General features: G+C 57.6%; 13 protein-coding genes and 4 tRNA genes. 5 read left to right on the top strand and 12 right to left on the bottom strand.

What is annotated here, in order from left to right; translation table 11 throughout:
* Nucleotides 1–44 precede the first annotated feature (44 nt).
* From clpP to ACI77H_RS07315, 6 genes are all read right to left on the bottom strand, one after another.
* On the bottom strand, nt 45–680 hold the full coding sequence (gene clpP / locus ACI77H_RS07340) for an ATP-dependent Clp endopeptidase proteolytic subunit ClpP (protein WP_054053844.1): 636 nt from the start codon (nt 678–680) through the stop codon (nt 45–47).
* A 93-nt stretch (nt 681–773) separates the two neighbouring features.
* Nucleotides 774–2,084, bottom strand: coding sequence for a trigger factor (gene tig / locus ACI77H_RS07335; protein ID WP_214377369.1), 1,311 nt, complete (start codon nt 2,082–2,084; stop codon nt 774–776).
* A gap of 402 nt (nt 2,085–2,486) precedes the next feature.
* A tRNA-His gene (locus ACI77H_RS07330) sits at nt 2,487–2,562 on the bottom strand.
* Between the two features lie 77 nt (nt 2,563–2,639).
* Nucleotides 2,640–2,724: transfer RNA gene (locus tag ACI77H_RS07325), tRNA-Leu, on the bottom strand.
* 54 nt (nt 2,725–2,778) lie between these two features.
* Nucleotides 2,779–2,854 (bottom strand) — tRNA-His (locus ACI77H_RS07320).
* A 32-nt stretch (nt 2,855–2,886) separates the two neighbouring features.
* Nucleotides 2,887–2,963 (bottom strand) — tRNA-Arg (locus ACI77H_RS07315).
* Nucleotides 2,964–3,238: 275 nt separating this feature from the next.
* Here ACI77H_RS07315 and folD point away from each other — a divergent pair.
* A complete protein-coding gene (gene folD, locus ACI77H_RS07310; protein WP_150632549.1) occupies nt 3,239–4,093 on the top strand; it encodes a bifunctional methylenetetrahydrofolate dehydrogenase/methenyltetrahydrofolate cyclohydrolase FolD in 855 nt (284 codons plus the stop codon).
* Between the two features lie 239 nt (nt 4,094–4,332).
* Nucleotides 4,333–5,271 (top strand): D-alanyl-D-alanine endopeptidase, encoded by a 939-nt coding sequence (gene pbpG, locus ACI77H_RS07305; protein WP_407011231.1) that lies wholly within the window; start codon nt 4,333–4,335, stop codon nt 5,269–5,271.
* 51 nt (nt 5,272–5,322) lie between these two features.
* Here the strand turns inward: pbpG and ACI77H_RS07300 are convergent, their stop codons facing one another.
* From ACI77H_RS07300 to ACI77H_RS07290, 3 genes are all read right to left on the bottom strand, one after another.
* Complete coding sequence (locus ACI77H_RS07300; protein WP_407011229.1) at nt 5,323–5,538, bottom strand: hypothetical protein; 216 nt, start codon at nt 5,536–5,538, stop codon at nt 5,323–5,325.
* Nucleotides 5,539–5,557: 19 nt separating this feature from the next.
* On the bottom strand, nt 5,558–5,764 hold the full coding sequence (locus ACI77H_RS07295) for a DUF6021 family protein (protein ID WP_407011228.1): 207 nt from the start codon (nt 5,762–5,764) through the stop codon (nt 5,558–5,560).
* A gap of 96 nt (nt 5,765–5,860) precedes the next feature.
* A complete protein-coding gene (locus ACI77H_RS07290; RefSeq protein ID WP_407011226.1) occupies nt 5,861–6,589 on the bottom strand; it encodes a peptidase C39 family protein in 729 nt (242 codons plus the stop codon).
* A gap of 169 nt (nt 6,590–6,758) precedes the next feature.
* Here ACI77H_RS07290 and ACI77H_RS07285 point away from each other — a divergent pair, with 169 nt between their 5' ends.
* Nucleotides 6,759–6,929 (top strand): hypothetical protein, encoded by a 171-nt coding sequence (locus ACI77H_RS07285; RefSeq protein WP_407011225.1) that lies wholly within the window; start codon nt 6,759–6,761, stop codon nt 6,927–6,929.
* An 81-nt stretch (nt 6,930–7,010) separates the two neighbouring features.
* Here the strand turns inward: ACI77H_RS07285 and ACI77H_RS07280 are convergent, their stop codons facing one another.
* Nucleotides 7,011–7,760 (bottom strand): TerC family protein, encoded by a 750-nt coding sequence (locus ACI77H_RS07280; protein ID WP_150632545.1) that lies wholly within the window; start codon nt 7,758–7,760, stop codon nt 7,011–7,013.
* A 29-nt stretch (nt 7,761–7,789) separates the two neighbouring features.
* Nucleotides 7,790–8,032: a hypothetical protein gene (locus tag ACI77H_RS07275; protein ID WP_407011224.1), complete on the bottom strand. Its 243-nt coding sequence runs from the start codon at nt 8,030–8,032 to the stop codon at nt 7,790–7,792.
* A gap of 135 nt (nt 8,033–8,167) precedes the next feature.
* Between ACI77H_RS07275 and nhaR the strand changes: the two genes are divergently transcribed.
* On the top strand, nt 8,168–9,067 hold the full coding sequence (gene nhaR / locus ACI77H_RS07270) for a transcriptional activator NhaR (RefSeq protein WP_407011223.1): 900 nt from the start codon (nt 8,168–8,170) through the stop codon (nt 9,065–9,067).
* A gap of 4 nt (nt 9,068–9,071) precedes the next feature.
* Here the strand turns inward: nhaR and ACI77H_RS07265 are convergent, their stop codons facing one another.
* Nucleotides 9,072–10,226, bottom strand: a complete 1,155-nt coding sequence (locus ACI77H_RS07265; RefSeq protein ID WP_150640088.1) for an MFS transporter — start codon at nt 10,224–10,226, stop codon at nt 9,072–9,074.
* Between the two features lie 280 nt (nt 10,227–10,506).
* Here ACI77H_RS07265 and sstT point away from each other — a divergent pair, with 280 nt between their 5' ends.
* Nucleotides 10,507–11,739, top strand: a complete 1,233-nt coding sequence (gene sstT / locus ACI77H_RS07260) for a serine/threonine transporter SstT (protein WP_407011221.1) — start codon at nt 10,507–10,509, stop codon at nt 11,737–11,739.
* Nucleotides 11,740–11,858 lie beyond the last annotated feature (119 nt).

The raw sequence follows: 11,858 nt of genomic DNA, 5'->3' as shown, positions 1-11,858 counted from the left end.
AAGTGATCGGACCAGCCGACCCACCTTATTTTGAGCTGCTTATTTTAAGCGGGGCGCTGGCTGATCACTTCATCGATCAACCCGTACTCACGCGCGGCTTCTGCACTCATGAAATTATCGCGGTTGGTATCACGCTCGATCTCTTCAAGAGTGTGCCCGCTATGCTTGGCCATCAGAGTGTTGAGACGCTCACGAATGAAGAGGATTTCCTTGGCATGAATTTCGATATCCGATGCCTGCCCCTGGAAACCGCCCAGTGGCTGGTGAATCATCACGCGTGAGTTCGGCAGGCAGAAACGCTTGCCAGGGGCACCGGCTGTCAGCAGGAATGCGCCCATGCTGCACGCCTGACCGATACAGGTGGTCGACACGTTTGGCTTGATGAATTGCATGGTGTCGTAGATCGACATACCCGCCGTCACCGAACCGCCCGGGGAGTTGATATAGAGATGGATGTCCTTGTCCGGGTTTTCCGCTTCAAGGAACAGCAGTTGCGCACAAATCAGGTTGGCCATGTAGTCCTCTACCGGGCCAACCAGAAAGATCACTCGCTCCTTGAGAAGACGCGAGTAAATATCGTAGGCGCGCTCGCCACGAGCGGACTGCTCGACAACCATCGGGACCAGGCCGCCAGCGGCCTGGATATCAGAGTTCTGCTGAATATACGAATTACGGAACATGCTCTGCAGTCACTCCCAAATAGTTATGTCTTGAATACGCATAAGCCAGCACGAAGGCTGGCTTATGGTGTGTGCTTCTTACCGCAAAAAAGATCAGTCGGCTTGTGGAGCTTCTACCGGCTTGACCGCTTCTTCGTAAGAGACCGATTTATCGGTCACGCTAGCTTTCTGCAGAACAGTATCCACAACTTGTTCTTCCAGCACAACCGAACGGACTTCGTTCAGTTGCTGGTCGTTCTTGTAGTACCAAGACACAACCTGCTCTGGCTCTTGGTAAGCCGAAGCCATTTCCTGGATCATTTCGCGAACACGGGCTTCGTCAGGCTTGAGGTCGAACTGCTTGACCACTTCAGCCACGATCAGACCCAGAACAACGCGACGCTTGGCTTGTTCTTCGAACAGCTCGGCCGGCAGTTGATCAGGCTTGATGTTGCCGCCGAACTGCTGAACAGCCTGCACACGCAGACGGTCAACTTCGTTGGACAGTAGAGCCTTTGGCACTTCAATCGGGTTGGTGGCCAGCAGACCGTCCATTACCTGATTCTTGACCTTGGATTTGATCGCCTGACGCAGTTCGCGCTCCATATTCTTGCGAACTTCGGCGCGGAAGCCTTCCAGGCCGGTTTCCTTGATGCCGAATTGAGCGAAGAACTCTTCGTTCAGCTCTGGCAGTTTTGGCTCGGAAACAGTGTTCACAGTCACGGTGAACTCAGCGGTTTTACCCGCCAGGTCAAGATTCTGATAGTCCTCTGGGAAGGTCAGGTTCAGAACGCGTTCTTCACCAGCCTTGGCGCCAACCAGACCGTCTTCGAAACCAGGGATCATGCGGCCGGAACCCAGAACCAGCTGAGTGCCTTTGGCGGAACCACCGGCGAACACTTCACCGTCGACCTTGCCGACGAAATCGATGTTCAGTTGGTCGTCGTTCTGAGCGGCGCGATCGGCCACTTCAAAACGGGTGTTCTGCTTGCGCAGCACGTCCAGCATTTTGTCCAGATCTGCGTCAGCCACGTCAGCGCTCAGGCGCTCAACGGTAATGCCTTCGAAACCGGCAACGGTGAACTCAGGGAACACTTCGAAAATCGCGACGTATTCCAGGTCTTTGCCAGCTTCCAGGGATTTCGGTTCAATCGAAGGAGCGCCAGCCGGGTTCAGCTTTTGCTCAACGACTGCTTCGTAGAAAGAGGACTGGATGACGTCGCCGACAGCTTCCTGACGTGCATCAGCACCAAAACGGCGCTTGATTTCGCTCATCGGCACTTTGCCTGGACGGAAACCAGCGATCTTGGCCTTTTGGGCGGTCTGCTGCAGACGCTTGTTGACCTGAGTCTCGATGCGCTCAGCCGGCACGGTGATGCTCATGCGGCGCTCAAGAGCAGAAGTATTTTCAACAGAAACTTGCATGGATATTCCTCGTTGCACAGACGTTGGCCGGCCGTTTCCGACCCCAGAATCAAGGGCATGCATTCTAGTAGGTCAAACTCAAGAAGTCACCCTACTGAAAACGGGTAACAACGCAGCAGGCAATTTATAGGGGTGAATGCACGAATGCATCTCGCCCCGGTGGCAAATACAGCCAATCATGCCAGGGCTCTGCGCCAACCCTTCTATATATAGAAGCGGTTGCCGGTAATCGCCCTGGCAGCCAATCTTGCGAGCAAGACCGACGGGCAGCACGGCATCATCGAGAAACAAAAATACGACGAAACGCCCTGCGCCTGCGACCCAGAACCTGCAGTCGCGGAACACTCAAACCACTAAAACAAAAAAGGCGCCAGACTGTTAAATCTGGCGCCTTTCGAAATATGGGGTGGACGATGGGGATCGAACCCACGACAACGGGAGTCACAATCCCGTGCTCTACCAACTGAGCTACGCCCACCATATTGCGTAACAAAGAAGCCAAACAACTTCTTTGTTGAGCCCCAACCAAGCCTGCGGCTTGAATGAAGCTTTATTTGGTGCGGATGAAGAGACTCGAACTCTTACGCCTCGCGGCGCTGGAACCTAAATCCAGTGTGTCTACCAATTCCACCACATCCGCGTGTAGCCGTTAAAGCAAAGGCGCCAGACTGTTAATCTGGCGCCTTTCGAAATATGGGGTGGACGATGGGGATCGAACCCACGACAACGGGAGTCACAATCCCGTGCTCTACCAACTGAGCTACGCCCACCATATCGCGTTACTTGTGCCAAAGCTGCCTAATGGCGCACCCGGCAGGACTCGAACCTGCGACCATCCGCTTAGAAGGCGGATGCTCTATCCAGCTGAGCTACGGGCGCCTTGTTAATCTGTACCCTTGAAGGACTACAAACTAAGTGCTTTCCAGTCTTGCAGAATCGTAATTCCACTCGACCTTCCTAACCAGTGCTAGGCTGTGCCCGACAAGTGCGACGAATAGTATAGAGCGCCCCGTAGGGCGTCAAATCCTTTTTAAAAAAAATTCATTTAATTAAAGGGGTTAGAGGAATTTGCAGACCAAGCGCCTTTGCCCTCACCTCATGACATGCGAGAATGCGTTCTCTTTTTTTCCCCTCTCGATGGTTAATCACGCGCAATGACTGCACAACTAATCGACGGCAAATCGATCGCCGCCAGCCTGCGCCAGCAGATCGCCAAACGCGTCACCGAGCGTCGCCAGCAAGGCCTGCGCACTCCCGGTCTCGCGGTGATTCTGGTCGGCAGCGATCCTGCCTCTCAGGTTTATGTCTCGCACAAGCGTAAAGACTGTGAAGAGGTCGGCTTTATTTCCCAAGCCTACGACCTGCCTTCCGAAACCACTCAAGAAGCGCTGACCGACCTGATCGATCGCCTGAACGACGACCCGGCAATCGACGGCGTTCTGCTTCAACTCCCGCTGCCCGAACACCTGGACGCTTCCAAATTGCTGGAACGCATTCGTCCGGACAAAGATGTCGACGGTTTCCATCCTTATAACGTCGGTCGTCTTGCCCAGCGCATTCCGCTGCTACGCCCATGCACTCCCAAAGGAATCATGACCCTGCTGGAAAGCACCGGGGCAGATCTCTACGGAATGGACGCCGTGGTCGTCGGCGCCTCCAACATAGTCGGGCGCCCGATGGCGATGGAGTTGCTGCTGGCCGGTTGCACCGTGACCGTCGCCCACCGTTTCACCAAGGACCTCGCGGGCCACGTCGGCCGTGCCGATCTGGTGGTGGTCGCCGCCGGCAAGCCGGGGCTGGTCAAAGGTGAGTGGATCAAGGAAGGCGCAATCGTGATCGACGTCGGCATCAACCGTCAGGAAGACGGCAAACTGGTTGGCGACGTGATCTACGAAACCGCCCTGCCCCGCGCTGGCTGGATCACTCCAGTGCCAGGTGGCGTCGGCCCGATGACCCGCGCCTGCCTGCTGGAAAACACGCTGTACGCAGCGGAAACCCTGCACAGTTAAGTTCACGCTTGAACATAAGCGACGAACAAAAGAACCCCGCCATTAGCGGGGTTCTTTTTGCCCAGAGAAATAACACTACCACTCGCCGGAAACCCGCTGTTTTGTAGGGGGTTTCAAGGACTTTCACCTGTTGAATGAACAACTATCGACAGTTCTTCAGCCATACTCCTAAAATGCGTCGGTTTTTAAGAAACAGCCCGTTACAAAACGGCTAATCCACACCTTATGAGTCTGCCAGCGTGAAAATCCGTCTTTCCATCCTGAGCCTCTTTTTTGCCTTTATAGGGACGTTCATCACGCCAGCCGCCAACGCCGCCGACACCACTGCGGCACCACGCGACACCACACAACTGAAGATCGCTTCCGGCAGCGCATTGCTGATGGATCTGCAGACCAACAAAGTCATCTATGCCAGCAACCCGGATGTGGTGGTACCGATCGCCTCGGTCAGCAAACTGATGACGGCGCTGGTTGTGGTTGAAGCCCGGCAGAATATGGATGAGTACATTTCCATTAACATCAGCGACACGCCGGAAATGAAAGGTGTGTTTTCCCGGGTCAAACTCAACAGCGAAATGCCGCGCAGGGAAATGCTGCTGATTGCGCTGATGTCCTCGGAAAACCGTGCTGCCGCCAGCCTGGCCCACCACTACCCCGGTGGTTATGTTGCGTTTATTGCCGCCATGAACGCCAAGGCCAAGGCGCTGGGCATGACCAGCACCCACTATGTCGAACCGACCGGTCTGTCGCCGCGTAACGTCTCGACGGCTCGCGACCTGAGCAAATTGCTGGTCGCTGCGCACAAGTACCCGATCCTGACCGAGCTGAGCACCACCAAGGAAAAAACCGTCTCGTTCCGCAAGCCCAACTACAGCCTCGGTTTCCGTAACACCGACCATCTGGTCGGCAAGCCGAACTGGGACATCAAGCTGACCAAAACCGGTTTCACCAATGAAGCCGGTCACTGCCTGGTGCTGGTGACCAGCATGGGTAATCGTCCGGTGGCGCTGGTGATCCTCGATGCGTTTGGCAAGTACACGCACTTCGCCGATGCCAGCCGCATTCGCAATTGGATCGAAACCGGCAAGGGCACCAACGTTCCGTCAGTAGCCCTGCAATACAAATCGGAAAAGAACCTCAAGCACCGTCAGAGCGGTGTGGTTGAAGCCTCGAAGTAACCACGCAGGAAGCAAAAGCCCCGATCAGTCGGGGCTTTTTTTCGTCCAGCGTTAATCATTCGGCAGCGGCATCTGGTCGTCATCCGGAATGCCATCGCCGGCACTAGGATCCCGCCTGCCCTGCGGATGTTCGGTCGGCACCACCGCAGGTCTGGCCAACGGGTCGCGCATCGGACTGTCCGGATCCATCACCGGATCAATGTCATCTTCCGGAGTTGTAGGAACACTGTCCGGACGCTTGTCATCAAAACTCGAATCGGTAGACATACGCACCTCACACTGAACGTCAGGGTTTCAAATCCGCGAGCGGGTCGTAAGGCTTGCCGGGAGCCTTGCCCGCCTCGCCCGGTTTCACATCTTTGGGCGCCTTGGCAGGCCCGATGGGGTCGACCTGAGGGTCGGCAAGGTCCGGCGAGTCCGGATCGAAACCCAACTCATTGCCAGAGGAATGCTCAGATGAGTGTGGGCCGGAGGTTGAAGTGGGATGTGTCATGTGTGCCTCCTTGGGACTGACCCGGAAACATCCGGGCCCTTATCCTTCAGAGGTCATTCGCGCGCGGCAGTGCCGGGCAAATGACGAACGGGAAGCTTACTGCGAGGCCAGCGCCTTCTTCGCACGGGCAGCGGCTTGCTCCTGACCGGCCTGAGCCAGATCGTTCGCCGCTTTCAACCAACGCGACTGATCAACGTTGGCCGGAATCTGCTCCGGTTTCTGGATCAGCACCGCCCAACCACCGGCATCCTTGAGCGACGATTCAAACGAACTGAAGCTCATCAATTCCCGACGATTCATACCCGCACGCAGCAGCACGGTCTGCTTCTTACGGTTGTACCCGGCAAGAATGGCGTAACGCGGTTCAGCCCAGAAGGCCGAGCCTTCAGTGAAACGCACCATCACCGGATAACCGGCTGCAACCTGGGTCAGCAGCGCGGGCAAATTGCTCTCGAGCGGGTAAACGACCATGCCGTACTCGCGGGCGAGGTTCTGCATGTTCTGCTGCAATTGCGCTTCGGCGCCCGGCACATGCAAGGGTTTTTCGAGCAACCCCGGGGTGATCACGATGCCCTGCTGGGCCAACAGACTGGCCAACACCTGAGGCCCGCTTTGAAAGCTTTGCCCACGGTAGAACGTACCGCTGAGCTCCACGCGCTCCGGCAGACGCTTGACCTCCGGCGCCACATTGCCCGCACAACCTGCCAGACCTGCAACACAGCCAACAATCAGTGCTGCCGTTCGAAATCGCGAAATTACCCGCACCATCATCACTCTCTTGTTCAGACGCCAGGTGTCCGTGCTCCCGGCTTGGCCGTTGATCATAGGACGCCGCGCGACAGCGGTATAGCCTTAAGCGGCAGTTGTTTGCTTTCGATAGAGCGAACGGGTTGGTCATCAACGACCTTTGGTCAATAGCCTGCAACATGGCTGCGACTAGACTGTCACTTGCAACGCGTGTGTATGCCCGCAGCAGGGCGAAGAGGAGGCACTGATGAGCCTGACAATGACCATAGTGATGTTGATTGGCGGCTGGCTGGCGGTTGCCGCCGCCATGTTGTGGGGAGTCCTGCGAATTGCCCGCCGACACCATCACCACCCCGTCCAGCTGGCTCGGGTAGTGAAAACCGATAAATCGAGTGCACGTCACGCCACTGCGCACTGACGGACACTTTTTAATACCCCGAACAAAAACGGCCGCCTGAACTCTCGCGAGTGCAGGCGGCCGTTTTCGTTTCAGCCCAGGTTACGCCTCAGCGGCGATGCGCTTCTGCCTGGCTCGTCGCGACATCATGTTCAAGCCTTCAATCGTTGCCGAGAATGCCATGGCTGCGTAGACGTAGCCTTTCGGTACGTGGGCGCCGAAGCCTTCGGCGATCAGCGTCATGCCGATCATGATCAGGAAGCCCAGCGCCAGCATCACCACCGTTGGGTTATCGTTGATGAACTTGGCCAACGGGTCAGCCGCGAGCAACATCACCAGCACCGACACCACCACCGCGATGATCATGATCGGCAAATGCTCGGTCATGCCGACCGCAGTAATGATGCTGTCGATGGAGAACACCATGTCCAGCATCAGGATCTGACCGATCGCGGCAGCGAAGCCCAGGGTCACGGTCGAGGTCGCCGACTTCGGATCTTCCGGTGCCGGGTCCATGCTGTGGTGGATCTCGGTGGTGGCCTTCCACAACAGGAACAGGCCGCCGGCGATCAGAATCATGTCCTTCCAGGAGAACGCGTGGCCGAGAAGCTCGATCACCGGCGCCGTCAACTGGACGATAAACGCGATGGTGCTCAGCAGTGCCAGTCGCAGGATCAGCGCCATGCCGATACCAATGCGCCGCGCCTTCTGCCGATGCTGCTCCGGCAGTTTGTTGGTCAGGATCGAGATGAAGATCAGGTTATCGATGCCGAGCACGATTTCCATCACCACCAGCGTGGCCAGGGCGACCCAGGCGGTGGGGCTTGCAGCAAGTTCTAAAAGGTATTCCATGGGTCAGTCCTGACTCGTTTTAAGACGGTTTAGATTTCCTGGGACGACGATTCGGTTTTCTCTTTGTCGTCGCCCGATGATTCTTTCTTGCTGATCAACCCGCCGGTGGCGTCGCTCATAGCTTGCTCGGCAGCTTTGTGGGTGTCGTCAATCGCCTGCTTGGCGGTTTCGGCAGCCTTGCCCATCAGTTGCTGAGCGCTTTTTTCGGCTTGGTCGCAACCGGCCAATACCAGTAAAGACGCAATCAGCAATGCCGTGGTTTTAAGCTTCATGATGCATTCCTCGATAGAACAGAACGGGCCGAAACGATGGCCCGTTGATAGCGAGGCATTCTAGGGAGGTGAACACTTCAGGAAAATTCGTATTTTCAGCGGTTATACTTCGGTTTTTACGAACTGTAGGTCGCCATGCTCAACTATCGACAACTGCATTACTTCTGGGTCGTGGCCAAGACCGGCAGCATCGTGCGCGCCTGCGAGCAACTGAACCTGACGCCGCAAACCATCAGCGGGCAGATTTCCCTGCTCGAACAAACCTACGGTATCGAGTTGTTTCGCCGGGTCGGCCGACAGCTGGAGCTCACCGAAGCCGGACGCCAGACCCTGCCCTACGCCGAGCAAATGTTTCAGCTCGGCGGCGAACTGGAATTGATGCTAAGGGCGCAACCGAATGAGCAGCAGATTCTGTTTCGGGTCGGCGTGGCCGATGTCGTGCCTAAATCTATCGTCTATCGCCTGATCGCGCCGACCATGGAGTTGAGCGAACCGCTGCGCATTACCTGTCGCGAAGACAAACTCGAACGCTTGCTCGCCGACCTGGCGATTCAGCGCCTCGACTTGGTGATCTCCGATAGCCCGATGCCGTCGCACCTGGACATCAAGGGCTACAGCCAGAAACTCGGAGAATGCGGGATCAGTTTCTTCGCCACCGCTGAACTGGCAGCGCAGTACGGCCAGGACTTTCCGCGCAGCCTGCACGGCGCACCGTTGCTGATTCCGGGGCCGGAAACCGTGGTGCGCAGTCGCTTGCAGCGCTGGTTTGCCGAGCAGCAGATTCAGCCGCACATCGTCGGCGAGTTCGACGACAGCGCGTTGATGCAGGCGTTTGGTCAATCCGGCAGCGGGATTTTCATCGGCCCGAGCGTGATTGCCGATGAAGTGAAACGTCAGTACGGCGTGGAATTGATTGGCCAGACCGACGCCGTGACCGAATCGTTCTACGCCATTTCGGTGGAACGCAAGGTCAAGCACCCCGGCATCGTTGCGATTACCGAAGGTGCCCGACGCGAACTGTTCACCGCGATGTGAAGCGTCAGGCGCAGACTTCGCGGGGTTTGAACGTCATCAGTGCCATGGCCAACAGGATCGAGATCAGAATAAAACCGGCCGCCGCAAAGCCAAGCCCACCCAGGCCAACGCTGTCGATCACCCGGCCGCCGACCATCGCACCCAAACCGATCCCAAGGTTGGCACCGGCAATGTTCAGCGACGCGGCAAACGCCGGTGCTTCAGGTGCAGCCTTCATCAAACGCACATGGCTGACCAGGAACAGCGCCGCTTGCGTCACGCCCCAGATCCCCATCGCCGCCGCCAGGCCCAGCGGCGAATGGATGTTCGGCACCAGCGCCACCATGCCGGCAATCATGAAGGCACAGAACGTCACGGAAGCGATCAGCGGATGACGATCCACCGCGCGACCGCCCAGCGAGTTGCCGATCAAACCGACCGCACCGAAGCCCATCAGGCACCAACCCACCACCGTGCCGTTGAAACCGGCCAGCCGTTCAAGAATGTCCGCCAGATAGGTGTAAGCGGTGAACATGCCGCTGAACACCAGGATCGATAGCAGCACATGCCCAATCATCAGCGGACTGCGCAGGATTTTGAACTGCGAGCGGAAGCTCACTTGGTGCTGATGCAAATTGGTTTTCGGCAAGTAGATAAACAGCAGCAACGCCTTGGCAAACGCAATCACCGCCAGAATGCCGAAGGCGCTGCGCCAGCCGAACGCATCGGAAATCAACGTACCCACCGGAATGCCGAACACCGTGGCGCAGACGATGCCGAAACCGATCTTGGCGATGGCGCGTCCGGCGTAGTCCGGCCCGACGATGTCCACCGCCGTCTCACTGGCCAGGGCCCAGAACACCGGCAGCCCGAGCGCGGGTATCAATCGCGCAACGGCCATCACCCAGATGTTCGGCGCAAACGCCGCGAGGGTGTTGGCCAGACCGAACATGATTAACACCGAGATGAACAGCTTGCGCCGTTCGAACCGGGCGAAGTACGCGGTCAGGAACGGCCCGAACGCCGCGACGGTGAAGGCGAACAAGGTCACCAGCAAACCCGCCTGCGGGATGGTGACTTCGAGATCGCGGGCAATTGCCGGCAACAGGCCGACAATGACAAATTCCGTGGTCAGCACCGTGAAGCCGGCGGCGGACAACAGAAGAATGGGCAACAACATGCAGAACTCCAGAAAACGACAACACCAGCGATAGCCCGAAGGCCCACTGGCAGAGATGAAAATGAGGATGGGCAATCTTAACAGAGTGTTTCCAAACACGGTTGCACGAACCTGCACATCGCGTTTAAGCGGCAGGTGGCCAATCGTCACAGGCCTGAAGGATGAAGCCGACGCTGTGATAAAGTCCGCGCCCTGCGATTCGTACACCCTGTTCATCCGCCCGTTAATGGCCGTGATGTCGCGACACCTCCGCACCTAATAAAATCAGAGATGCCGTTTTATGACTGCTTCATCCCCTTCGCTATTGCAACGTTTGAAACGCTTGAGCCTGGTTACGCAAATCGTCATCGGCCTGCTCGCCGGGATAGCCTTGGCGCTGGTTGCGCCTGAGGTGGCGAAGTCCACCGCGTTTATCGGCAAAGTGTTCGTCTCGGCGCTGAAAGCCGTCGCGCCGATTCTGGTGTTCGTGCTGGTCATGGCGTCGATCGCCAACCACAAGCACGGCCAGGAAACCCACATCCGGCCGATTCTCTTTCTGTACCTGCTGGGCACATTTGCCGCCGCAGTGGTCGCGGTCGTGGCCAGCATGATGTTCCCCTCGAACCTGGTGCTGTCCACCCACGACGTCGCGGTGACAGCGCCGGGCGGTATCAGTGAAGTGCTGCAAAGTCTGATGCTCAGCGTGGTCGATAACCCGGTCAGCGCCCTGATGAATGCCAATTTCATCGGCATTCTGGCGTGGGCCATCGGCATGGGCGTCGCCATTCGCCATGCCGGTGACACCACGCGCGAAGTCCTCGGCGACTTGTCCAACGGCGTGACCCTGATCGTGCGCCTGGTGATCCGTTTTGCGCCGCTGGGGATTTTCGGCCTGGTGGCATCGACCCTCGCCACCTCCGGTTTCGGCGCCTTGATCGGCTACGCGCATCTGCTGGCGGTGTTGCTGGGTTGCATGCTGTTTGTGGCGTTGGTGATGAACCCGGTGATCGTGTACTGGAAGCTGCGTCGCAACCCGTATCCGCTGGTGATCATGTGCTTGCGTGAAAGCGGCATTACGGCGTTTTTCACCCGCAGCTCGGCAGCGAACATTCCGGTCAATCTGGAACTGAGCAAGCGCCTGGGTCTGCACGAAGACACCTACTCGGTTTCGATTCCGCTGGGCGCGACCATCAACATGGCGGGCGCCGCGATCACCATCACCGTGCTGAGCCTGGCAGCCGTGCACACGCTGGGCATCGCCGTGGACATTCCGACCGCCATCCTCCTGAGCCTGGTCGCCGCAATCTGTGCCTGTGGCGCTTCGGGTGTGGCGGGCGGTTCGTTATTGCTGATTCCACTGGCGTGCAGCCTGTTCGGCATTCCGAGCGAAATCGCCATGCAGGTGGTGGCGGTCGGGTTCATTATCGGCGTGCTGCAGGACTCGGCGGAGACTGCGCTGAACTCCTCGACGGACGTGCTGTTCACTGCGGCGGCGTGCCTGGGTGAAGACAACAAAGCCCAACGGTTGGCGTAACGCTGACAATCCGGGGTTCGCGGCTTCAACACCGCACTGTAGGAGCCCGGCTTGCCGGCGATGGCGTCCATAAAATTGCCATCGCCGGCAAGCCGGGCTCCTACAAAGGCAAAAAAAAG

Origin of the sequence: Pseudomonas sp. O230 (assembly GCF_045447035.1) — a bacterium.
In the GTDB taxonomy this organism is placed as follows: Bacteria; Pseudomonadota; Gammaproteobacteria; order Pseudomonadales; family Pseudomonadaceae; genus Aquipseudomonas.
The sequence above is the reverse complement of the archived record's forward strand: the minus strand, read 5'-3'. Positions and strand labels throughout refer to the sequence as shown.

Excerpts from the sequence above, each read along its gene's own strand:
- clpP (WP_054053844.1), bottom strand. The coding sequence starts at position 680 with ATGTTCCGTAATTCGTATATTCAGCAGAACTCTGATATCCAGGCCGCT.
- tig (WP_214377369.1), bottom strand. The coding sequence starts at position 2,084 with ATGCAAGTTTCTGTTGAAAATACTTCTGCTCTTGAGCGCCGCATGAGC.
- folD (WP_150632549.1), top strand. The coding sequence starts at position 3,239 with ATGACTGCACAACTAATCGACGGCAAATCGATCGCCGCCAGCCTGCGC.
- ACI77H_RS07300 (WP_407011229.1), bottom strand. The coding sequence starts at position 5,538 with ATGTCTACCGATTCGAGTTTTGATGACAAGCGTCCGGACAGTGTTCCT.
- ACI77H_RS07295 (WP_407011228.1), bottom strand. The coding sequence starts at position 5,764 with ATGACACATCCCACTTCAACCTCCGGCCCACACTCATCTGAGCATTCC.
- ACI77H_RS07290 (WP_407011226.1), bottom strand. The coding sequence starts at position 6,589 with ATGATCAACGGCCAAGCCGGGAGCACGGACACCTGGCGTCTGAACAAG.
- ACI77H_RS07285 (WP_407011225.1), top strand. The coding sequence starts at position 6,759 with ATGAGCCTGACAATGACCATAGTGATGTTGATTGGCGGCTGGCTGGCG.
- ACI77H_RS07280 (WP_150632545.1), bottom strand. The coding sequence starts at position 7,760 with ATGGAATACCTTTTAGAACTTGCTGCAAGCCCCACCGCCTGGGTCGCC.
- ACI77H_RS07275 (WP_407011224.1), bottom strand. The coding sequence starts at position 8,032 with ATGAAGCTTAAAACCACGGCATTGCTGATTGCGTCTTTACTGGTATTG.
- nhaR (WP_407011223.1), top strand. The coding sequence starts at position 8,168 with ATGCTCAACTATCGACAACTGCATTACTTCTGGGTCGTGGCCAAGACC.
- ACI77H_RS07265 (WP_150640088.1), bottom strand. The coding sequence starts at position 10,226 with ATGTTGTTGCCCATTCTTCTGTTGTCCGCCGCCGGCTTCACGGTGCTG.
- sstT (WP_407011221.1), top strand. The coding sequence starts at position 10,507 with ATGACTGCTTCATCCCCTTCGCTATTGCAACGTTTGAAACGCTTGAGC.